We start from the raw sequence: 21,635 nt of genomic DNA on the forward strand, positions 1-21,635 counted from the left end.
GAAAAGAAGACTGGCTCTTTTTACATTATAAACACCTATCTATATCCATTTAGCTATAGAGAATTCAATTCCCAAAACGTCTTCAGTGTCCAGTCAACATAGTTGTTCTGAGCTTATGGGTTTACAAAAACGGTTTTCAACTTGGCTACATACTGCACATCAAAACCAAGACCCTCGGCTACCATGGCAAGAGGTACATATGTTTTGGACTCTTTGCCGACCTTGTTCAGGAATGCAGGTGTATCCACAGTTACGGATGCACCGTTTACCTGAACGGCTGTGGCACCGATCTTCACGTCAACCTTCCGGTCCCCGTATGTAATGGTTGCGGTTGAGGTTTTGTTATCCCATACCGTGGTTGCGCCAACCGCGTTCACAATATCCTGGATCGCCACAAAGTTTTTGCCATTGCGGATGATTGGTTTGTACGGTGTATCCAGCGTTTTGCCACTGACGATGATATTCATCGGTTGGCCTGCAGCAGGAGCTGTCAGTTTGGTGTAATCGCCCCAAATCGTTTGTGCGAATACGTTGGCAATCGTTTCATATCCATACTGATTCGGATGGAAATCGCGGTCCTTAATCATGTGAGTCATCGTGCCCTCACCGCCAACAAATTCCTTGGCCACATGAGCCACTTTTACGTCGATCCCTTTAGCGGAAAATTCAGCCGCAATACCATCAATGGTTGCAGTGAATCCCTGAGAGGCTTCCATCAGTTTCGCATAAAGCTCCTTACCAGCTACTTCTGGCATAGGTTGGTACTGGTCAGCGATCACGATTTTGGCGTTGGGGTTAACCTCATGTATATTATTGATCACAGCGCTAACATTCGCTGTATAGGAAGATAGCAATTCTTTTACTTTTGCTTCCATTTCCGCATCACTGAGCTTATCTGCTGAACCCAGCAACTCGGATACATCATTGCCTCCAATGGTGATCGCAACCAGATTAGCCTGAGCTACATCTTCACGGACAGCAGCAATATTGGCACCCACTTGTCCAGCTCTTGGATCAGGAAGGGAGGGTTGGATAGCTTCGGATGTGATGGCTTTACTTTCCTTCATCGCATCTGTGAAGTTTTTCAGCCCTGTGCTCTTCAAGCCGGCAATCCCATAGTTGTCCACCTTGGTACGTCCATGGAGCAGGCCTTGTTCCTGCAACCGTTCTACATAACCATAAGGCAGTTCTTTCAGATTCGGCTCATAGCCGACCGTAATAGAATCCCCCAAAGTTACAATACGGAATTCCTTGGTTAACGCAATTGCATCTTTCTGTGCAGGCAGGGATGCTTGGGTTTTACCCGCTGGCAATGCGATAGAACTGTTATCTGCGGCGTGCGCAGGCTGTGCGGAAGATGCCAATAACAACATACCCGCCAACATGCTGGCTGTTAAACTTGCCGCTGTATTGCTCCATATACGTTTACGCTTCATTCGGGGTAACACTCCTTTTTCTCATATCTATAGAATAAAATAATTACATATTACACTGTTCACTCCGATGACAGAAGAATTCGTGTAACCCTATTCTACCATTATTAAAGGGGCTCTGTCGTCTGCACGAAAAAGCATGCCCTCACCTAAAAGGGGCTTCCCGTCATATTCATGACTATTGGAAAGCCCCTTCGTTTACCACAGATCAAAAGCTAATCTGTCAAGATTTCGGTTTCTCCGCGTCTCCGGAATGGGAACCCATCGTTTCCATATCCGGCTTGTTTTCGGCTGAACGTTCGATATACCGATCATAGCGATCATCCACTTCTCGGGCCATATCCCGGTACTTCAACGTTTCCTCGACAATCGGGTCCCGTTCTGTCTGGATGCGCACCTCGTACTTGGGAGGAATCAGCTGGCGTTCACGCTTGTCAGCATCGCCGGACTCCTCCATGTCCCCTTCAGTCAGCATATCACTCAAACGTCGTTCCAGTTCTTTGGATTCATCCATTGTTGTTCGCTCCTTCAGTAAATTTTTTTACTCCAGACCTGTTGCTTTTGCTTCCTTGAGCACACCTGTCAGTGCATCATGAATCTTGCCATTGCTCGCAACCACATGACTCACCGACAGTTGGTAAGGTGTCCCCACGGTATCGGTAACCTTGCCGCCAGATTCCTCAACCAGCAATGCACCTGCGGCGATATCCCATGGTTTCAAACCCACTTCGGTATAAGCGCTGAGACGCCCCGCTGCAACATATGCCAAATGCAGGGCAGCAGAACCGCCTGCGCGCAGACTGCGCACTTGCGGCGCAAGTGCCTGGACAGCGGCCATATTAATCGGCAACGCGTAGGTCGTGTCCGCCGGAAAACCAACCGCGATCAGGCTCTGAGCCAATTCCTGTTCACCAGACACAACCATGCGGTTTCCATGGACGTAGGCGCCCTTTCCTTTTTCCGCAACAAACATCTCGTCACGGGAAGGGTCGTAGATTACCCCCACAATCACCTCACCGTTATGAGCCAAAGCGATGGATACGGAGTAAAACGGGAAACCATGCACAAAATTTGTCGTTCCGTCCACCGGGTCCACAATCCAGAGAAACTCTTCTTCCTCCGCTTCTTTCAGCGCTTTCGCCGAAGCTTCCGGTCCTGGTTCGACGCCTTCTTCACCCAGAATGGCATGTTGGGGGAAATGCGTCAGAATCAGGCGGCGGATCATCTGCTCCGCTCCTTTATCCACTTCGGTAACGAGATCCTGCGGTGAATACTTGGTTCCGGGATCCCCCACCGTTCCGAGACGGGTCTTGATCCACTCTCCAGCTTTGGAAGCTGCATTAATAGCAACGGCAGTATAGCTTTTGCTTGTCACGACATAAGGTGTTTTTTCCTTCTCATTCAAAGCGTTCACTCTACTTTCTATATCAATCTACGAAAAATTAAAATACTTGTTAAAAGTATACGCCCCGAGGGTCGTAAAGTTTCTCGGTGCCCAGGCCCCTTTTGGCGCTACGGATGAATGATGACCGTCGACTCGTCCACCCATTCCACACCCTCTTCGTGATAGAATGCTAGCTTCTGCATCAACTGCACCAGAGCTTCGTCCTTGCGCTTGGCCTCAATCATCACATCCAGGGCGGGCGTATCTGCTGCTATATGACGTAAAAATGCGAGCAACGGCTCTACTTCAACACCATCAGCATGACCACGCAGGTCCTTCTCACTCTTTGGACTGGAGACGTGAATTTTGGGAGGCAGCGGCTTGTCTATCGGCGAATCCGCTTGGGCAAGCGGGGACTCCCAGGTCTTCAATATATCCGGCCATAGATCCCATGGCTGTTCGCCTTCATTGTTCACCCATTGATGATGGATATCCAGCACCATGGGCAGCCCCATACGTTGACAAACCGCGAGTGTCTCGGGTGCATTGAACGTTTTGTCATCATTTTCAAGCGTCAACCGCTCCTGAATATCCTGATCCAGCTTCAGAAAATTCTCTTCAAAACGCAGCGCTGCACTAGGCTTGTCCCCGTATGCACCACCAATATGTATATTATTCTTGGCAGTGGCATTCAAACCCATGGCATCCAGCATCCGTACATGATGACGAAGGTCACGCATAGAGTTGCGCAGCACTTCCTCCCTTGGTGTACTGAGTACTGTAAAATGATCCGGATGGAAGGATACACGCATCTCGTTCGCCTTCACAAAATCACCAATTGCAGCAAAGTCCTGCTTGAGCGCGGGAAACGGGTCCCAATCACTCAAATCCTCATGTGTTGCGAGCGGAATTAATTTGGAAGAGAAACGATATACATGAATATGACTGCCTTTGTTGTGCCTGAGCAAACGTAATGTATTATGCAGATTCTCGGCTGCAATCCGTTCCAGCTTGCGAATCGCCGCTTCCCTGTCATCAATTTTCTTGAAACTGGACATGGTCATCGTCCGGGATGGTGAAGCATTTTCCACAAGCACGGACATCGCCACGTAGCCAAAACGTACAAGCATGAAGTTCTTCCTCTCTATTAGGGCGGAAATCCTTCCTGGCATGTATACCGGTTGTCTTCCCGTCAATGTATATAACCAAGTTTTACCCTAAAAGAGTGACCATAATCGTGATTTGGACAAATCCTTCTACCCGTTCCGCTTCATATAATGAGGCAAACTATTCCTGCGCCTGCTCCCCAAAGAACATCTCATCTGCGAGTGCGGTCTGAATGCGTGATTCTTCCTCGTTTAGTTTGCGGATCAATTGCATCTCCACCTCAGTTACTTCCTGACCCTGGAAGTTGATCTCCGCAATGGAGACTACGATTTTTACGATGGCTACGGCCACGTTATCCGGTGTATACGCAATGACTTTCTGTCCGGTAGGAAATACCCGAAAGCCTTGCTTGACCATTTTGCCACGCCCGTATTCAAGCAATTCAAACAGCTCTTGTTCATTCTTGAATTTGCATACGGAATTGAATTCAGTCTGAAATCCCATTCATACCCCTCCTTATATTATTGTTCTCAGGCTATGCCTGTACGCCGTTCTCGTAGTTCAGCGCCTGCTTGCGGTTGTATCGTTCCAAGGCCAGCTCAATCATGCGATCCAGCAGCTCGGCATACGATACACCTGTCTCACGCCACAAGAGCGGATACATGCTGTATGGAGTAAAACCTGGCATAGTGTTTACCTCATTAATAAGCAAGGCCCCATCCGATTTGCGAATGAAAAAGTCTGCACGGGAAATCCCATTGCCTTCTATCGCACGGAATGCCTGCAATGCAGCTTCACGGATCCGATCTGCTGCTTCCGGGTCTAGCGGAGCAGGGATCAGCATCTGTGACTGCCCATCAATATATTTGGCTGCATAGTCATAATATTCACCGGAAGATACGATTTCTCCTGGTACGGAAGCCATCGGCTCATCATTGCCAAGCACGCTGACTTCAACTTCACGCGCTTCCACAAACTCTTCAATGACAACCTTCGTATCATAACGAAGTGCAAACTCGACAGCTGTCTTGAGTTCATCCCGATTGCGTGCTTTCGAGATTCCTACGCTGGAGCCCAGATTCGCCGGTTTGATAAAACAAGGATACCCCAGCTGATCTTCGACCTGTACGATCATTTCGTGCTCTGTCTGCTTCCATTGTGTCGCGTTAAAATACGTAAAGGCACATTGGTCAATGCCAGCCTGTGCAAACAGCTTTTTCATGACCACTTTGTCCATGCCGCCAGCCGAAGCCAGTACACCTGCACCTACATATGGCATATCCGCCATCTCGAACATGCCCTGAATGGTGCCATCCTCTCCAAACGTACCATGCAGCAGAGGGAACATCACGTCTAGCGCTTCTGCTCCGCCATACAAACGGCCAAACAGGGCGTTCAGCGCATCCTGCGTTCCACCCGCCGATTGCTCCAGCTTCAAATCTTCAATCTGCGCGAACGGCGCATGCATGACAGGTCCTTTTTTCCACGTCCCCTGCTTGGAGATGTAAAAAGGAACCAGTTCATACTTTTCATAATCAAATGCGTTTGTTACAGCAAACGCCGTTTGCAGCGACACCTCGTGCTCGCCTGACTTCCCGCCGTAAACGACGCCTACTTTTAATTTATCCATACTCATGCGTACCTCCGATTATCTGTGCATGATGCTGCCAGCTCTGCATGTTCAGCACCACATTTATTCTGCTATCTAGACTTATTTTACACGGAAGCGGATGTCCACGTCACCGAATCCCGTAAAATCCTTGGCTCTCAAAACTCATCTGCAATGTGAAAAAGCCGGTACACCGTCCGCTCGTTCCAAGCGTAAGAATCCCGGTAATCCCAAAAACGGTGGCGGCTGCTGACCGTATGTGCGTTAACAAGCGGCATGCCTCCCGCATCAAAGGCGGTCACCACGGTACTGTGCTGAAACCTGCCATCGCCATCCCAGTCATAGAGGATTACATCGCCAAGCATCAATTGCTCGGGACGTTCCACTTCTGTGGCAGATAACCCCCAACTGCTGCCGGATAAATAACGCTCTAGACTATTGGAGACCGCCCAGCTGTAACTCCACATTTCCGAGCCATTTACATACCCTTTATACCACCAACCTGCTTCTCTTTTACCAGTATAGTGGATGGGTGCTCCCCCTGCAAAGAGACATTGGGACACATAATTGGTGCAGTCTACCTCAAATTCCTCAAATGCCGGGTTTCCCGCATTCCACCAACGATCCGCGTAGGCAACAGCCAGATCCCTGCGATACATTTGCTGCCTTGATCTTCTGCCCTGTCCCAGCACTTCCCGGTTAAGGAGCGGCCGATTCATCCCCTGTACAAAATCCGCCTGTTGAAAAGGACGTCCTTCCCCTACCGGACGACGCTCCGGCACTTCACGTTCCACACGTGCAATGGTCCAAACACCGCCTTGCCTAAGAAAGGTCAGACGTTCCCGCTCAATCCGGTCCTCCCGATGGGTCAAGCCGCTCTTTTCATAGAAGAGCCTGCTGTATAATTGCACATCCACCACCGATTCATCCGAACCATCCATAAGTGTCCGCACAAGCTTGGCACTGGTCTCGCTGCGAAGAGGAACGGCCCGCCGCTTGCGATACCATTGGTCCAGTCTGGCCATCCGCTCTCCCCGTTCCAGCACAAATTCCGGATCGGTAACGATCCGTTCACTCGTCTGTGGACGGTAGTCAATCTCACAGCGATTATACTGGTTCACGTAGGTATATAAAGCACTCTTCCATTCGCGTTCCAAGCCTGTGTCCCCCTTTGGCATGAGTTCTGTCTGGAATAATCCATTACATGTATACTCTTTCTACTTATATGAGGGAATTTTCGGTTGTATGTGTCCGGTTGGGGTTTGGAGGCCTTGCAATAGGGGAAAATGCGAACGAAAGAGATCATCTCCATGACCTTCCCGGGAAAACGTATTCATTGTCGCAATGGCTTGATTGGGCGGGCAAAAAGCCCTTTACGTACGGAGCTGAAAACGGTATACTTAAAACTAAAGTTACGATTATGAAATTACGTTTCATCTAATGAAACTAACGAACAAGGACACGGAACGATGAAGGCCTGTTCTTCACCTAAATGAACGTTTTCTTCATCTCACCGACACATTTTAAGGAGGTACATGTATGTCAGCCAAGAATCATTTCTCCGCCGCCCGCAGTCTTGAGGTCGGAGGCAAGTCTTACCGCTACTACAGTCTCGATGCTCTTCAGGAAGGCGGCTACGGCGACCTTTCCAAGCTTCCTTTCTCCATTAAAGTGCTCCTCGAAGCAGCCGTTCGTCAATTCGACGGACGTGCCATTACCGAAGAACATGTGAAACAACTGACCGGCTGGGCAGAAGGCCGTGACAATAACAAAGAAATTCCATTCATTCCTGCACGTATCGTACTGCAGGATTTCACCGGTGTACCGGTTGTCGTTGACCTTGCAGCGATGCGCGATACTGTAAAAAAAGCAGGCGGCGATCCAAAACAGATCAATCCGCTCGTACCGGTCGATCTCGTTATTGACCACTCCGTCATGGTCGATGCATTCGGAACCAACGATGCACTGGACTACAACATCAAGGTTGAATTCGAGCGTAACGAAGAGCGTTATCGCTTCCTGCGCTGGGCGCAAACGGCATTCAACAACTTCCGTGCCGTTCCACCATCCACTGGGATCGTCCACCAGGTTAACCTGGAGTATCTGGCTTCCGTGGCTGCAACCAAAACGATTGATGGCGAGACGGTTGTATTCCCGGATTCCCTCGTAGGTACGGATTCCCACACGACCATGATCAACGGACTCGGCGTTGTTGGCTGGGGCGTTGGCGGGATCGAGGCCGAAGCAGGCATGCTGGGCCAACCGCTTTATTTTGTAACACCTGACGTTATCGGTTTCAAATTGACAGGCAGCCTGAGCGAAGGCGCAACTGCAACGGATCTGGCACTCACAGTGACACAAATGCTGCGTAAAAAAGGCGTTGTCGGCAAGTTTGTTGAGTTCTACGGACCAGGCCTTGCCAACATCAGTCTGGCTGACCGTGCAACGGTAGCCAACATGGCACCGGAATACGGCGCAACCATCGGTTTCTTCCCTGTTGATAGTGAAACACTGAACTATATGCGTAACACTGGCCGTTCCGACGAACAGGTAGAACTGGTTGAAGCTTATTACAAAGCTCAAGGCATGTTCCGGACTTCCAGCACGGTTGATCCTGAATTTACAGATGTGATTGAACTGGACCTGGCTTCCGTTGTACCAAGTCTCGCAGGACCTAAGCGTCCACAGGATCGCATCGAGCTGACTCAAATGAAAGAAAGCTTCAACAGCATCATCCGTACACCGATCGACAAAGGCGGCTATGGACTGAGCGACGAGAAAATTGCAGAAAAAGTGCCTGTGAAACACCCTGACGGTTCCAAGAGCGAACTGACTGCTGGTGCTGTCGTTATCGCGGCGATCACAAGCTGTACCAACACATCGAACCCTAGCGTTATGGTTGGAGCCGGATTGCTTGCGAAAAAGGCCGTTGAGCGTGGTCTGACCAAGCCTGGCTATGTGAAAAGCAGCTTGACTCCAGGTTCCCTCGTGGTTACCGAGTATCTCGAAAAAGCAGGCTTGATCGAATATCTCGATAAACTCGGATTCAACGTTGCCGGCTATGGTTGCGCAACTTGCATCGGTAACTCTGGCCCACTGCCAGACGAAGTAAGCGAAGCAATCGCCGAGAACGATTTGACGGTAGCGGCTGTATTGTCCGGTAACCGTAACTTTGAAGGTCGTGTGCACGCTCAGGTCAAAGCCAACTATCTGGCTTCCCCGCCACTCGTTGTAGCGTATGCTCTTGCGGGTACTGTTAATATTGATTTTGCAACCGATCCAATCGGTTATGATACCAACAACGAGCCTGTATTCCTGAAAGACCTCTGGCCTAGCTCCGAGGAAATCAAGGATACCATCGCTAGCTCGCTGAACGCACAGATGTTCCGCAACAAATACGAGAACGTATTTACAGCTAACGAACGTTGGAATACGATCCCTGTACCGGAAGGCGAATTGTATGAGTGGGATCCAAACTCCACATACATTCAGAATCCACCATTCTTCCAGGAGCTTGGCGACAAGTTGACTGATATCGCAGATATTCGTTCCGCACGTGTTATGGCATTGCTTGCTGATTCCGTAACAACGGATCACATCTCGCCAGCGGGTAATATCGCACCATCCAGTCCGGCTGGACTGTATCTGAAAGAACATGGTGTGGAACGCAAAGACTTCAACTCCTACGGCTCCCGTCGTGGTAACCATGAAGTTATGATGCGTGGTACTTTTGCAAACATTCGTATCCGTAACCAAGTGGCTCCAGGTACTGAGGGTGGTATTACGAAATACCTGCCAACGGACGAAGAAATGTCCATCTACGATGCTTCCATGAAGTATCAGGACGAAGGACAGAACCTGATCGTTATTGCGGGTAAAGAGTATGGTACAGGAAGCTCCCGTGACTGGGCAGCAAAAGGAACATTCCTGCTTGGCGTCAAAGCCGTTATCGCAGAAAGCTTTGAACGTATTCACCGCAGTAACCTGGTAGGCATGGGCGTAATGCCATTGCAATTCCAGGAAGGTCATGGCTGGTCCAGCCTCGGTCTGAACGGTCGCGAAACGTACGACATCACAGGTCTGAGCAATGATGTGAAACCGGGTCAAGAACTGACGGTTACCGTAACTCGTGAGGACGGCACCAAGTTCGACTTCCCTGTTATCGCTCGTCTGGACAGCATGGTGGACGTGGACTACTATCATAACGGTGGTATCCTGCAAACTGTATTGCGTCAAATGATGAAAAAAGCTTAATTGCATGAACGTTTAATGCTGTAAGTTTATATAATCAAAAAGAGCGTCCCAAAAGGTCAGCAACAAGACCTTTGGGACGCTCTTTTTGACGTTATACCTCCTCTTACGAATCCAGGAAGCGTTATTTATAAGCACATTTGTTTAAAAATCAATCCTCAATCCAACTTCCGAATCATCCGGTGGCGAAGGAATACGATATACCCCTCTGCAGTTCAATTTCTCTACGTTGATCCAGTCCATAAAATCATCCCCGCCGTAACTACGGCTAAAAACAGCATATTCTAAATTACCCTCATAATTAATAGATTCTATATATTCTGTGAACGGATGCTTCCCCTCTATACTTTGCAAGAAATCAGAAAATTCAATTCTCCACTCTTCCATCTGCTCTGCATATTGATCGGGAACATAATAATAGAAACCATCTGGCGTATAGTACGAAATTTTCATTATCATCTTGCAGACCTCCTACAGCCTATCTTGATAGCAGTTTATAGTTTCAATATTTCCATACCTTCTTTTAGTTGTTCCGAGACAGCCGTGTAATACTCAATTCCATTTGCTAATTCCTCTTTAGTCTTATGTACCAGATAGTAGGAATATTTCTGCATTAACTCATGCTCGGTCAACTCAATCGGTAAGTGAATGATTTCAACGTCTTCCGAGTCAAAATAGAATCGATATCCTCTCTCTGATCGCCCAACATTCATTACCGTTTTGATGACCAGTAACTCATCACGCGTAAAGGTTTTTATCAAATCGGACTTTTTCTGTTCTAAATTACGTACTATTTCTTCACTTTGGTGATTACGCTCAGTTTCAGCAATTTTACTTTCAATTTCCATGATTGCTTTCATTCTTCCTGCGAGTTGTTTGGCTAATGAATACAATATATGTCCTCCTTGTAAGGATATGGGTTAATAGGTGTATCATCTCTACTCTACCTTATTAGCAATCCCATGTACAAACCGTGATGACTTGTTTCTTGTTTTACTCCTATATGTAATCTCCTGTGGCACATCAGAAAAGCTCCCCACCACATGCGCTCTGCACGTTGACGGGGAGCTTTTTTTGATTACTATGACAAAGGCTGTGTAACGCCTCAACACTTCCTTTTAATGTCCAATGTAATGTGAAGCTTGATCCAACAATTGCAGTGTGGACATAATCAGGAACAGACAGGACATCATAATCAGTGAGTATCCAATCCATCTGGCAGTAATTTGATTGTTGTTGGTTCCATCCCCCGACGAAGAATGAGTAGTATAACGTGGACGAACGATAAATACAATTCCTGTGCCAATCATTAAAGCAGCCAAGAAAATCATCAAATGCTCCCCTCCTTACACGCGACTCTGATTGGAGTTATACTCTTTACTTGCAGTGCGAGCCGCTCCACCGACGATTATCCGTTTCAAACCAATAAGTATAGTATACAGTACATAACCGATCATTCCACCCAGGGTGTTCAACATAAGATCATCCACGTCGAATATGCCCATACCCGTCAATAACTGTGTCGCTTCAAAAGCAAAACTTAAGAGCAAGGAAAGTACGAGCACTTTGGCCCCAGACAACAGCTTGTTCCCCATAAGGACAGGAATAAAGATGCCCAGTGGGATAAAAGCCATGACATTGCCGAGCAGATGGATCGTGGTACCCGGACGATTCATGGACAGGCTATTCCAGTCTCTTGAAATTTCCTGAAATGGCGTCAGGTTAACGGTACGCGTATAAATCAATTCAGGCTGCTGCGCGATCGTCATAAGTTGAACCCTCACGATATCCCAATCCACTGTATGCCACTTGAACAGAATCAGTTTGGTTAACAGATATAAATATACGATGAATGCTGCCACCCAAACGATCTTCATATTGAATCCCTTCGGTTTCATAATGAACCCTCCGTGTATTTCTTGTTGTTTATTCCGCCACTGTCACGATAACTCCCTTCATGTTGTCTCCCGATATCTCATATTGGCCGTGTTCAGGTATGTTGATGGTCTTACCTTCGGATGCATCGTAATAATGTATAACATAGTGCTCGTCCCCAACTTCCGCAGAAATGCTCTTTTTCTGCTGCAGCAGCTCCAGATACTGTTCCAGCACCAGATGATTATGGTACATGATGGCACTATGCGGCAGTCCTACGTACCGGAAATGCCATGGTTCGTATTGAATTCCGGTGATGTCCACTTTATCCTTTGGGTAACGCAGAACGAATCCGTATTTCCATGCATTCTTCTCCAGCCAAGCTCCCTCTGGCGCTTCACTCATGGCAGCCAGGGTAGAGCCGATATCCATGGACAAGCCCAGATTATGTTCACTGTGACCCGCAGGAAGCGCATAATCCGAACCTTTTTCCTTATAAAGCTGTTTCTGTTTTGCAAAGTCCCGATAGCCACTGCTAATAATAAAATATCGCACGTCATCCTCCCCAGCAGCTTCAATCATCTTCTGGAACGATTGCGCTACGTACTTTGACAACATGATATTTTGATCCAGCAATCCGTATCCGCGGACCAGTTCCTGTTGTTCAGCCAAATTGACAATGTCGGTTCTAATCCCTTCCGCATGAACGGGATACTCCGAATTGACGAGCAATAAATTCCCTTTATGTACTTGATTCTTCATATCCACGTTAATTGTTTTGGTATAACCTGCCCGAATTTCACCCGTATCCTGAACTTCCAGATTCGCTTCTTCCTTCTGTTGAAGCCATGCAGGTGATTTGATCAGAAAATATCCCAGTACAATGATACATATCAAAAATCCCCACTTTTTCATTCCATGCTCCTCCTTTACCTCGTATGATCAAGGATAGAAAAAACTAGTTAAAAAAAAGCAGGGCAATTCTAAAGTTTTTCTTAAATTAGCATAGGACTTCATTCTAATGCGGGCAGACGAACTTCAAATACGGTCCGTACCACATCACTTTGGGCCGAGATAGTCCCATCATGCTGCTCCACGATATTTTTGGCGATAAACAGGCCCAGACCTGTTCCACCTTCCTGAGGTGTCCGCGCACGATCTCCAGTATAGTACATATCGAAAATATGAGGCAGATCATCCGGATGAATATGTCCCCCATAGTTCATGATCTGAATGACCACCTGTCCTGCATCACGATGCCCATGGATATCCACATAGAGGCCATCCTTACCGTGACGCGCTGCATTGATCAACAGGTTCTCAAATACGCGTGCAAGCACCTCCCCATCGCCGGAGATGGTTAAATCGGAATCGATATGCAGTCGGGTAACCAGACGGTTCTTTTCAAAAACGGGATACAGCTCTTCGTTCATCTGCCTTAGCAGTTCACTAAGATCAAGTCTTTTTTTCTCAATCGTCAGCATGCCATAGTTCATTCGTGTAATCTCAAACAAATCATCGATCAGTTTCTCGAGACGCTGAGATTTGGTAAAAGCAATCGCTGTAAAGTGCCTGACCTGCTCCTCCGTCAGCTGATCATCCTTCATCAACAGATCCAGATAACCCAGTACGGAAGTTAACGGGGTACGCAAATCATGGGCCAGGTTTACAACCAGTTGGTCCTTGCTGCTCTCCGCAAAGTCTCCCCGTTCTACCGCTTCCCTCAGTTTCAGACTCGCCAGATTAATATCCTCCGCAATGGCACCCAGCTCATCCTTGGTCGAAATCTGCACCCGGTGCTGAAAATCACCACTCGCGAGATGTCGAATACCTGTCGAGATATTTTTGAAATAAGTAACGTACGGCTTCGTAAACCAGAAGAAAAACAGGATGGCAAGCGGAATGAACAAGATGAGGAAAAAGTAGATGTCCCCTATACTTCTCATAAAATGGCGATACTCTGCGAGCGGATCCTCCGCACGCACACCCGTGTAATAGTATTGCATTAGTTTATATACCGCAAAGGTGATGGCGCCCGAGGCCAGCATGCTTAAACCAAGCAACAGAATCATGGTCGTTCGAAAACTTCTGCGTTTATTCATTGAACGTGTACCCCACACCCCAGATCGTTTTGATAAACTTGTTCTTGTCCACATCTTCGCCCAGCTTCTTGCGCAGGGTCCGAATATGAACCATCACCGTATTGCCGCTCTCATAATAAGCCTCTCCCCACACCTGTTCAAAGATGCTCTCCGCACTGAACACCTGTTTGGGATGACTCGCGAGCAGATACAGGATGTCGAACTCCTTCGGTGTTAACTCTACTGGTTTGCTGTACAGGGTGACGCTATGCTGGTCTGGAGAGATAATGAGCCCGCCTTTTTCCAGGATGGAGCGCTGGACCGGTGTAGACTGGCTGAATTGAAGTGAACGGCGCAGCTGGGAATTAACCCGGGCTACCAGTTCCATCGGGTTGAATGGTTTGGTCATATAATCATCTGCCCCCATCACAAGTCCAGTGATCTTATCCATATCGGAGGTTTTGGCGCTCAAAAAAATGATAGGCAAGTGGTAGTGCTCCCGAATTTTACGGGTCACCTCATAACCATCCATACCAGGCATCATGATATCAAGAATGGCCAAATCTATCGCTTGTGTTTGAACGGCTTGCACCGCCGCTTTCCCATCGAATGCCTTGATGATGTGATATCCTTCTTTTTGCAAGTGCAATGCAACCAGATCAGCGATCTCAACTTCATCATCTGCGATCAAAATCGTAATACGCTTCATTGCTTATTCCACTCCTATATGTGATGCTCAACAATATAACATATCTGCATCCAACTTATAAATGATTGAAAGGAATCCAATATATGAAACTGGATCGTTTATTAGCTATTGTTGTGCTGCTGATCAATCGCGGACGGGTACAGGCCAAGGATCTGGCGGATACGTTTGAAGTATCCATCCGCACCATTTACCGGGATATAGACACGCTGGGTCAGGCCGGTATTCCTGTTGTCACCTATCAGGGCGCAAGCGGTGGTATCGGCCTTGCAGAGGGCTACCGACTTGACCGGAATGTACTAACTGACAAAGATCTGGCCTCCATTGTCACTGCGCTGCGCAGTGTCTCCACCTCCCATACGAATGTGGCACGGGACTTGTTGATGGAGAAGCTCAGCAGCATTGTACCTGAAGCCAAGAATGAGGATTTCCAAGCCAATACCAGCCGCTTCATTGTGGATTATTCGATGTGGACGCATCCCGAAGCGCTGCAAATCAAGCTTCAGCTCATTGAACAGGGCATGGATCAACTCCGACCTATCACATTTACCTATTGCAGTGCCGAGGGTACCCGGACCCATCGAACGACCGATCCACATACTCTTGTGCTCAAAAAGCATTCCTGGTACCTCTATGCGTTCTGCCACGAACGCAGCGAGTTTCGGATGTTCAAGCTGGTCCGCATGCGAGACGTCGCCCTTGCCCAAGGAAGCTTTGAACGCAAGCCGATTAACCTGCAGGACAGGCCCTGGCAGCAGGATTGGGCTACTCCGGATAATAAGGTGGCCCTGAGCCTGAGATTCCATGCCCGTATCCGTCACATCGCAGAAGAATGGTTTGGCATAGAGAACGTCGTTTCAGATGGTGAGGGGTATTATATCAGCCAAGTCGCATTTCCGGAGGACAACTGGCTGTATGGGTTCATTCTTGGATTTGGCGCGGATGTCGAAGTGCTGGAGCCTCTGCATATTCGAGAGGAGATTCGTAGAATCGCTGAACAAATTGTGGAAAATTATAAAGCTCCTCCCCTAACCTGACAGACAGATGTCCAGTTCCTCCCGTTATACTTCTACTATATTCAAGCTGTACATAACGAGGAGGAATTGATGATGAACGTCACCGTATGCCAAAGCTGCGGAATGCCGCTGACCACCCCTGCCCAATTGGGAACAGAAGCAGAGGGTACTACAACCCGAGAATACTGTATCTATTGTTACAAAGAAGGCAAGTTCGAGCAGCCCAATCTTACGCTGGAGGGCATGATTGAAATGTGCACCGCCATTCTGAATCAGGAAGGTATGGATGAGGAATCAGCAAGGTCAATGCTGCGCAATCAACTTCCTTATTTGAAAAGATGGAATGCATCCGGCTCAGATCGGAACGTGACATTATCAGCAGAACATTCGGATGAGTCCGTTGAGCTTAATCACGCAGCTTCCGACAATACGCTCTCCACAGAACCCATTCGGTATGTGACGCTGCCAGGAAAACGCCTTGCAGGTGTTTCGGCGAGAACGACCAATGCCATTGAGATTAGTGGTAAAGGCTGCATTCAGGGCCTCTGGAACAGCTACTTCGCTTCAGATCATCAGCCTGCCCCTGAAGCCGCCCGCTATGGCTGTTACGCTGATTATACAGATGGCATCACTGGCGAATACACCATTCTGGTGGGTCATGAGGTGGGTCCGGATGAATCTTTGCCTGAGGGAGTGAGTTCCGTTGAGCTGCCACCTGCAACCTATGCGGTGTTCACCTCCAGAAAGGGCCCGATGTCCGAGGTCGTAGGTGAGGCCTGGGGTGCGGTGTGGGCCTGGAACAATCAGGGGGAACGCACGTTTACCGGAGATTTCGAATTGTACGATGAGCGGAGTCTCGATCCTGAGAATGTACAAGTGGACCTGTATATTGCTGTTCGCCAAGAAAAATAAGAAAAAAGTGATTATGGTCATTTCTTAATTCCAATTGGACGTTTTGATCTATATCTTGGCAATTGAATACCGCTCGCCGGATTTATGCAAATTGCTATTAAGCTGCTGGGTCTTCCTGGCGGCTTTTTGGTGTCTCCCCGTGGTCTATCCATCAAAAAATTCCCTAATATGCACCCGACAACCGACCATGGAACCAAGTTAGCTAGCTAGCGTCATACCTATACAACCAGACAATATGTCTTAATTTCGACACAAATGGCATTCCCGAAACTGGGTCTATTCACTTAACAACCGCTTCTATCCTCCCATACGAAACCTCACATATGCAGTCCTTTCCTCCTGAATTTCCTCAAAAACGTTTACATCTCCCCGATACGGGGTAAAATCACTACAATCCAATTGGAATTACACCTAAAGTTGCCTGTTTCGGCTAACAAGTCACATATACCTATTTGCGTAACAGAGACGATAACCCGTCGGAATACATAATCGATTTAACAATCACATATGCATATTCGAAAATGCATTAAAAGGAGGAACCAAGATGATCCGCATGCCTATTCAGCAAATGATCCCGTACCACCACCAATATCCGCGCAACACGGCGACCACTGCGCCCAAAAAGGAGAATGAGAACACTCAAGGTCTATCCTTTCATGAAATTTTGCAGCAAAAGATGGCTAAAAAGAACGCTTCCCCTTCTTTACGATAAAAGAAATGACTAGCGAATTGAGAATCGCTTGCGTTGCACCGTTCTTCTGCGAAGTTGCGGATGAACGGTTATTCGCAATTTCACTTTAATTTCTGTTACCTCAGTCATTTTACATATGTACAGTCTATGGTCACACCCCTATAATGGGTTAAATATCTGCGGCACTTATTGAGACTTAATCCATTTCAGGGGGAAATTCGATGATAACCATTGGCTGTTTTCACGCTCACTATTCCAATATTGTACTGATTGAAGAAGCACTCGCTTCCTATGAGGTTGAACTTGTACATTATGTTGATCCGGGTCTGGATCGCCTCAAACATGATGCCGATTTCAACGAGGCAGTTACGCATGAGAAAGTCTCACAAACGCTGCAATGGATCGCACATTGTCATGCAGATGCCATCCTCGTCACCTGTACCCTGTTTGCAGCCGTGCTAGGGCAGGAGGCGCAGCATGTGCCCATCCCTGTGGTTGGCATTGACGATCCCTTACTTCAGGAAATGCAGCGGAATCCTGGCGAGTACATCCTAGCGTTTACCAACCCCGCAACGATTGAAGGAACGATGGCGCGGGTGAATCAGGCTTTACAGCAAGAACGTAAAGATGGGCAGCGAAACGAGATCGAAGCGGTAGAGACTGAAGCGGTATTGATCCCGGGCACATTCGAGTTAATTATGCGAGGCGATAAGGAAGGCTATCTTGCAGCCGTGAGCGCCGGGTTACAACAACTTGCTGAGCAGTACCCGGATAGCACGGTAGTCGCCGCTCAACTGTCCATGGCTCCCGCAGCAGCACGCGTCACAGCAGACACAGGCATGGCGATCCATAGCCCCTTGGCTTCGCTAGCGGCTTATTTGGAGAAGAAGTTGAATATAGTGCAGCGGTAATCGTGTTCGCAATGTTGATTATTACGCTCCTGACATAGATCGATCGTAAAAAGAAGTGACCCGCCACAGGTTGACAGGCCTGACGGGTCACTTCGTCTGAACTATGCTGCACTTGGAGGAATACCCACCGCAAATGCTGTGCAGGAGTAGCCACTAGCCTGGCTACTCTTATTTGTTTTTAGCTTATTTTTAATTTTATTAAACATCTGTTAGACACTCAACTTATAACCGATAGAATATGTTCCGTCGTACTCCTTCTCCTGCGCACCACATACCGAGTTAAAGCCGCTCTTCTCCGCGATCACGGAGAGGAGCGGCTTTCATTATGTCAGGCCGCCCAGATTGCGCTGAACGAGGCCTAAGAGCGAGTCCGGTATTCCTCAGCCTTTTCCTGCATACCCACGGCTACGGCCTCATTCTCGGACATTCCTTTGTCCGCGGCAAAAGCACGTATATCCTGCGTAATCCGCATACTACAGAACTTCGGACCGCACATGGAGCAGAAGTGGGCTTCCTTGGCGCCTTCAGCGGGCAGCGTCTCATCATGGTAGGACAGCGCACGTTCCGGGTCCAGCGACAGGTTAAACTGGTCCCGCCAGCGGAACTCGAACCGTGCCTTGGACAGCGCATCATCCCGTCGCTGTGCACGCGGGTGCCCCTTCGCCAGATCGGCGGCATGAGCCGCAATCTTGTAGGCGATGACGCCTTCGCGCACATCATCCTTGTTGGGCAGGCCCAGATGTTCTTTTGGCGTAACATAACAGAGCATGGACGTACCGAACCATCCGATCATCGCTGCCCCAATGGCTGAGGTAATGTGATCGTATCCTGGCGCAATATCGGTTGTCAGCGGTCCCAGCGTATAGAACGGCGCCTCTTTACAGATCTCCATTTGCAGCTCGACATTCTCCTTAATCTTGTGCATCGGCACATGTCCCGGACCTTCAATCATCACCTGCACATCATGCTTCCAGGCAATTTGCGTAAGTTCCCCAAGCGTAGCCAGTTCCGCCATCTGCGCCTCATCATTGGCATCGTAGATGCTGCCTGGGCGCAGTCCGTCTCCGAGAGAGAACGCCACGTCATACCTTTTCATAATCTCGCAGATATCTTCAAAATGGGTATACAAAAAATTCTCCTGATGATGTGCAAGACACCATGCCGCCATAATCGACCCGCCCCGTGACACGATACCGGTCATCCGCTTGGCGGTCATGGGAATATATCGCAGCAGCACGCCTGCATGGATCGTGAAGTAATCCACGCCCTGCTCTGCCTGCTCGATAAGCGTGTCTCGATACAATTCCCAGGTCAGTGCTTCGGCTTCGCCATTGACCTTCTCCAGCGCCTGATAGAGCGGCACCGTGCCAATCGGCACAGGTGAATTACGGATGATCCATTCCCGGGTGGTATGAATGTCTTTGCCTGTGGACAGGTCCATCACCGTATCCGAGCCCCAGCGTACGGCCCAGGTCATCTTCTCCACCTCTTCCTCGATGGAGGAAGATACGGCAGAATTTCCGATGTTCGCGTTGATCTTTACGTGAAAATGACGTCCGATCAGCATCGGCTCACTCTCCGGGTGATTGATGTTCGACGGCAGGATCGCCCTGCCACTCGCCAGCTCCTGCCGCACAAACTCCGGCTCCACCCCTTCACGAATGGCGGCGAACTCCATCTCCGGCGTGATAATTCCCTGCCTTGCATAATGCATCTGGGTCACGCTGCGCCCAGCCTGCCCTCGCAGTGGTTTACCGCGTAAGCCAGGGTATTCTTCGGCTCCCGCTCGCTTCCCGCCCGGTTTCAGTCCGTTATCCTCCGGTTTTACCGTTCGTCCCTCGTAGGCTTCAACATCTTGACGCTCCGTAATCCAGCGGGTACGGAGCGCGGGCAATCCTGCCCGGATATCAGCATGAAATCCGGGATCAGTCATCGGTCCGCTCGTATCGTAGACACGCAGCGGCTCGTTATGCTCCACCCCTTGGGGAGTATTCGTGTCATGAAGGGCAATTTCACGCTCCGGTACAGCAATGTCCGGTCGTGAGCCCTGAATGTACACTTTGCGGCTGCCCGGGAAGGGCTGAACCCGTCCGGCTGCACCTGCACTCTTTTCCAATACCTGGTCCTGCTCGTCTTGTCCCATCGTTCTGTTCTCTGTACTCATCGCTCTTGTCTCCTCCTCATTGGTGGTTGCCCGATTGGATATGCTTGCGCACAGTTCCCGGATCATCCACAACATAGAAAAGGAAAGCGGCCGAACGTCAGAAGATAAGGACATCCCATTCCAAGTTATACAGACAGCGGGGCAAAAGCACTTCCTCCCAACGCTCGCGAGCCGCTCTCAGCACATGGTCCAAAAAGCAGCTCTGGTGTCGTCCGTTCGCCTGTATACGGTATATAAAAAAGCCGGTTCCCAAGGGAACCGGCTTATGTCCATCACCAATAATGCACCATACAGAGACTCCTTAGCGGAGTCCATTCATAGGTCACATCATGTGGTGTTCGTGGTCGTATCGCCGATTACTTCCCTACGCTGGTATGATCCAGATCAGGTGCAAAGGGTCCGGAATCTCATGCGATTCCGTCTCAGTCCGGACAATTCGGACTCCCCCAGTAACGTTAACAAGTTGCAGCATATACACTGCAGATTCATATTCAGTTATGCTGGCCTGTAAGGCCGTCCATTACAGAGTAGCGTAACGAAATAAAAAAGACAACCTTTATATTCCAGAAATCTAAAATCAGGACAGCATAAGCCCCATCTGGGTGGCAGCTTCCTTCAACACAGGTGCGTATTCGTGCAATGTCTCCTGGGACAAACGACTTACTGGACCAGACACCGACAAGGCGGCAGCGATATTACCTCTGCGATCCATAATAGGGACAGAAACAGCTGCTGCTCCCGGCTCGCGTTCCTCATAACTTGTTGCATATCCAGTCTCGCGAATGTCAGCCATCTGTGCGAGGTACACTTGGGGATCGATAAATACAGGCCATTCCGGCCCGTTCATCAGGTCTTCGCGGTCCTCCTCGGTCGCAAAAGCCATCAACACTTTGCTGGATGCTCCCACGGATAGCGGGAGCCTCACTCCTACCGGAGCAACACGACGAATCGCCTGATCACTCTGCACAGCTTGAATCCGAATCCGCTCACTGCCATCACGCAAATATAAACTCACGGTTTCGCCCAGTCGATCTCTTAGCCGCTCCATTGCAGGCAGGAGCAGAATGGCTGGATCATCGCTGCGAGACATATGGGCAGAGAGCTCCCAGATACGTATGCCGAGTCGATACTTCTCGGTGGCTGCATCACGGATGACAAATCCCCTTTCCTCCAAAGTTGCCATCAGACGGTGGACTGTACTTTTGTGCAGACCGATCTGGCTGGCAATTTCCGTGAGTCCCAGATCACTCCGGGTTGTAAAACACAATAATATATCCAGCGCCCGTTCTACAGCCCGGACGGTTAACTTGCGGTCTTCCATGGATGTTATCCTCCTCATGTTTCATCACATGAAACTTGGTTACATAAATTATATGAGAAACGGTCTCATCTGTAAACCAAAAGCGCCAATATGGAAGAGGGAGAAGTGTAAATATTTTTTTTTTATAAATATAAATCCCCTGCAATTTGCACCCTTAGGAAATGTTAACCATAT

20 protein-coding genes, 1 pseudogene and 1 riboswitch are annotated in these 21,635 nt (G+C 48.7%); of the genes and pseudogenes, 5 read left to right on the forward strand and 16 right to left on the reverse strand.

Features of this window, described 5'->3' with window-relative positions; genetic code table 11:
• Positions 1-113 precede the first annotated feature (113 nt).
• The 7 genes from PPA03S_RS22460 to PPA03S_RS22490 form a co-directional block, all read right to left on the reverse strand.
• A complete protein-coding gene (locus PPA03S_RS22460; RefSeq protein WP_062326215.1) occupies positions 114-1,436 on the reverse strand; it encodes an SGNH/GDSL hydrolase family protein in 1,323 nt (440 codons plus the stop codon).
• A 220-nt stretch (positions 1,437-1,656) separates the two neighbouring features.
• Positions 1,657-1,947, reverse strand: a complete 291-nt coding sequence (locus tag PPA03S_RS22465; protein ID WP_062326216.1) for a hypothetical protein — start codon at positions 1,945-1,947, stop codon at positions 1,657-1,659.
• Positions 1,948-1,974: 27 nt separating this feature from the next.
• Positions 1,975-2,838, reverse strand: coding sequence for an inositol monophosphatase family protein (locus PPA03S_RS22470; protein WP_411835399.1), 864 nt, complete (start codon positions 2,836-2,838; stop codon positions 1,975-1,977).
• Positions 2,839-2,945: 107 nt separating this feature from the next.
• Entirely contained in the window at positions 2,946-3,947 is a 1,002-nt protein-coding gene (uvsE, locus tag PPA03S_RS22475; protein ID WP_062326218.1) for a UV DNA damage repair endonuclease UvsE, read from the reverse strand.
• Positions 3,948-4,104: 157 nt separating this feature from the next.
• Positions 4,105-4,428: a hypothetical protein gene (locus tag PPA03S_RS22480; protein ID WP_062326219.1), complete on the reverse strand. Its 324-nt coding sequence runs from the start codon at positions 4,426-4,428 to the stop codon at positions 4,105-4,107.
• A gap of 31 nt (positions 4,429-4,459) precedes the next feature.
• Positions 4,460-5,560 carry a D-alanine--D-alanine ligase gene (locus PPA03S_RS22485; RefSeq protein WP_062326220.1) on the reverse strand — a complete coding sequence of 367 codons (1,101 nt, stop codon included), beginning with the start codon at positions 5,558-5,560 and terminating at the stop codon, positions 4,460-4,462.
• A 131-nt stretch (positions 5,561-5,691) separates the two neighbouring features.
• A complete protein-coding gene (locus tag PPA03S_RS22490; RefSeq protein WP_439955834.1) occupies positions 5,692-6,690 on the reverse strand; it encodes an amidase domain-containing protein in 999 nt (332 codons plus the stop codon).
• Between the two features lie 382 nt (positions 6,691-7,072).
• Here PPA03S_RS22490 and acnA point away from each other — a divergent pair, with 382 nt between their 5' ends.
• Complete coding sequence (acnA, locus tag PPA03S_RS22500) at positions 7,073-9,787, forward strand: aconitate hydratase AcnA (RefSeq protein ID WP_062326223.1); 2,715 nt, start codon at positions 7,073-7,075, stop codon at positions 9,785-9,787.
• Between the two features lie 141 nt (positions 9,788-9,928).
• On the opposite strand, the gene PPA03S_RS22505 is transcribed toward acnA, so the two are convergent.
• The 7 genes and pseudogenes from PPA03S_RS22505 to PPA03S_RS22535 form a co-directional block, all read right to left on the reverse strand.
• Entirely contained in the window at positions 9,929-10,243 is a 315-nt protein-coding gene (locus tag PPA03S_RS22505) for a hypothetical protein (protein WP_062326224.1), read from the reverse strand.
• 35 nt (positions 10,244-10,278) lie between these two features.
• Positions 10,279-10,677: a hypothetical protein gene (locus PPA03S_RS22510; protein ID WP_062326225.1), complete on the reverse strand. Its 399-nt coding sequence runs from the start codon at positions 10,675-10,677 to the stop codon at positions 10,279-10,281.
• 225 nt (positions 10,678-10,902) lie between these two features.
• Entirely contained in the window at positions 10,903-11,118 is a 216-nt protein-coding gene (locus tag PPA03S_RS22515) for a hypothetical protein (RefSeq protein WP_157284324.1), read from the reverse strand.
• Between the two features lie 12 nt (positions 11,119-11,130).
• The gene (locus PPA03S_RS22520; RefSeq protein ID WP_062326227.1) at positions 11,131-11,682 is read right to left on the reverse strand and encodes a VanZ family protein; all 552 of its coding nucleotides are present in this window, start codon (positions 11,680-11,682) and stop codon (positions 11,131-11,133) included.
• 231 nt (positions 11,683-11,913) lie between these two features.
• A pseudogene (locus PPA03S_RS22525) lies at positions 11,914-12,574 on the reverse strand (M15 family metallopeptidase); the annotation flags it as partial.
• Positions 12,575-12,672: 98 nt separating this feature from the next.
• Positions 12,673-13,761, reverse strand: a complete 1,089-nt coding sequence (locus PPA03S_RS22530) for a HAMP domain-containing sensor histidine kinase (protein ID WP_062326229.1) — start codon at positions 13,759-13,761, stop codon at positions 12,673-12,675.
• Positions 13,754-14,449: a response regulator transcription factor gene (locus tag PPA03S_RS22535; protein WP_062326230.1), complete on the reverse strand. Its 696-nt coding sequence runs from the start codon at positions 14,447-14,449 to the stop codon at positions 13,754-13,756. Before PPA03S_RS22535 ends, PPA03S_RS22530 begins: the two co-directional genes overlap by 8 nt.
• An 83-nt stretch (positions 14,450-14,532) precedes the next feature.
• Between PPA03S_RS22535 and PPA03S_RS22540 the strand changes: the two genes are divergently transcribed.
• The 4 genes from PPA03S_RS22540 to PPA03S_RS22550 all read left to right on the forward strand — a co-directional run bounded on the left by PPA03S_RS22540 (position 14,533) and on the right by PPA03S_RS22550 (position 17,976).
• The gene (locus PPA03S_RS22540) at positions 14,533-15,483 is read left to right on the forward strand and encodes a helix-turn-helix transcriptional regulator (RefSeq protein ID WP_062326231.1); all 951 of its coding nucleotides are present in this window, start codon (positions 14,533-14,535) and stop codon (positions 15,481-15,483) included.
• A gap of 69 nt (positions 15,484-15,552) precedes the next feature.
• Positions 15,553-16,374, forward strand: a complete 822-nt coding sequence (locus PPA03S_RS22545; RefSeq protein WP_082704272.1) for a zinc ribbon domain-containing protein — start codon at positions 15,553-15,555, stop codon at positions 16,372-16,374.
• Between the two features lie 544 nt (positions 16,375-16,918).
• Positions 16,919-17,086, forward strand: coding sequence for a hypothetical protein (locus tag PPA03S_RS33015; protein ID WP_017690769.1), 168 nt, complete (start codon positions 16,919-16,921; stop codon positions 17,084-17,086).
• Between the two features lie 200 nt (positions 17,087-17,286).
• On the forward strand, positions 17,287-17,976 hold the full coding sequence (locus tag PPA03S_RS22550) for an aspartate/glutamate racemase family protein (protein ID WP_062326233.1): 690 nt from the start codon (positions 17,287-17,289) through the stop codon (positions 17,974-17,976).
• Positions 17,977-18,334: 358 nt separating this feature from the next.
• Here the strand turns inward: PPA03S_RS22550 and thiC are convergent, their stop codons facing one another.
• Both thiC and PPA03S_RS22560 read right to left on the reverse strand, forming a co-directional pair.
• The gene (gene thiC, locus PPA03S_RS22555; protein ID WP_062326320.1) at positions 18,335-20,119 is read right to left on the reverse strand and encodes a phosphomethylpyrimidine synthase ThiC; all 1,785 of its coding nucleotides are present in this window, start codon (positions 20,117-20,119) and stop codon (positions 18,335-18,337) included.
• A gap of 365 nt (positions 20,120-20,484) precedes the next feature.
• A riboswitch (TPP riboswitch) is annotated at positions 20,485-20,598 on the reverse strand.
• Between the two features lie 119 nt (positions 20,599-20,717).
• Positions 20,718-21,461, reverse strand: a complete 744-nt coding sequence (locus PPA03S_RS22560) for an IclR family transcriptional regulator (RefSeq protein WP_062326234.1) — start codon at positions 21,459-21,461, stop codon at positions 20,718-20,720.
• Positions 21,462-21,635 lie beyond the last annotated feature (174 nt).

The organism is Paenibacillus pabuli NBRC 13638 (genome assembly GCF_001514495.1).
Classification (GTDB): domain Bacteria; phylum Bacillota; class Bacilli; order Paenibacillales; family Paenibacillaceae; genus Paenibacillus; species Paenibacillus pabuli.

Bases quoted from the DNA above. Each gene is read 5' to 3' on its own strand.
- PPA03S_RS22460 (WP_062326215.1), bottom strand. From the start codon at position 1,436: ATGAAGCGTAAACGTATATGGAGCAATACAGCGGCAAGTTTAACAGCC.
- PPA03S_RS22465 (WP_062326216.1), bottom strand. From the start codon at position 1,947: ATGGATGAATCCAAAGAACTGGAACGACGTTTGAGTGATATGCTGACT.
- uvsE (WP_062326218.1), bottom strand. From the start codon at position 3,947: ATGCTTGTACGTTTTGGCTACGTGGCGATGTCCGTGCTTGTGGAAAAT.
- PPA03S_RS22480 (WP_062326219.1), bottom strand. From the start codon at position 4,428: ATGGGATTTCAGACTGAATTCAATTCCGTATGCAAATTCAAGAATGAA.
- PPA03S_RS22485 (WP_062326220.1), bottom strand. From the start codon at position 5,560: ATGAGTATGGATAAATTAAAAGTAGGCGTCGTTTACGGCGGGAAGTCA.
- acnA (WP_062326223.1), top strand. From the start codon at position 7,073: ATGTCAGCCAAGAATCATTTCTCCGCCGCCCGCAGTCTTGAGGTCGGA.
- PPA03S_RS22505 (WP_062326224.1), bottom strand. From the start codon at position 10,243: ATGATAATGAAAATTTCGTACTATACGCCAGATGGTTTCTATTATTAT.
- PPA03S_RS22520 (WP_062326227.1), bottom strand. From the start codon at position 11,682: ATGAAACCGAAGGGATTCAATATGAAGATCGTTTGGGTGGCAGCATTC.
- PPA03S_RS22530 (WP_062326229.1), bottom strand. From the start codon at position 13,761: ATGAATAAACGCAGAAGTTTTCGAACGACCATGATTCTGTTGCTTGGT.
- PPA03S_RS22535 (WP_062326230.1), bottom strand. From the start codon at position 14,449: ATGAAGCGTATTACGATTTTGATCGCAGATGATGAAGTTGAGATCGCT.
- PPA03S_RS22540 (WP_062326231.1), top strand. From the start codon at position 14,533: ATGAAACTGGATCGTTTATTAGCTATTGTTGTGCTGCTGATCAATCGC.
- PPA03S_RS22545 (WP_082704272.1), top strand. From the start codon at position 15,553: ATGATGAACGTCACCGTATGCCAAAGCTGCGGAATGCCGCTGACCACC.
- PPA03S_RS33015 (WP_017690769.1), top strand. From the start codon at position 16,919: ATGATCCGCATGCCTATTCAGCAAATGATCCCGTACCACCACCAATAT.
- PPA03S_RS22550 (WP_062326233.1), top strand. From the start codon at position 17,287: ATGATAACCATTGGCTGTTTTCACGCTCACTATTCCAATATTGTACTG.
- thiC (WP_062326320.1), bottom strand. From the start codon at position 20,119: ATGGGACAAGACGAGCAGGACCAGGTATTGGAAAAGAGTGCAGGTGCA.
- PPA03S_RS22560 (WP_062326234.1), bottom strand. From the start codon at position 21,461: ATGGAAGACCGCAAGTTAACCGTCCGGGCTGTAGAACGGGCGCTGGAT.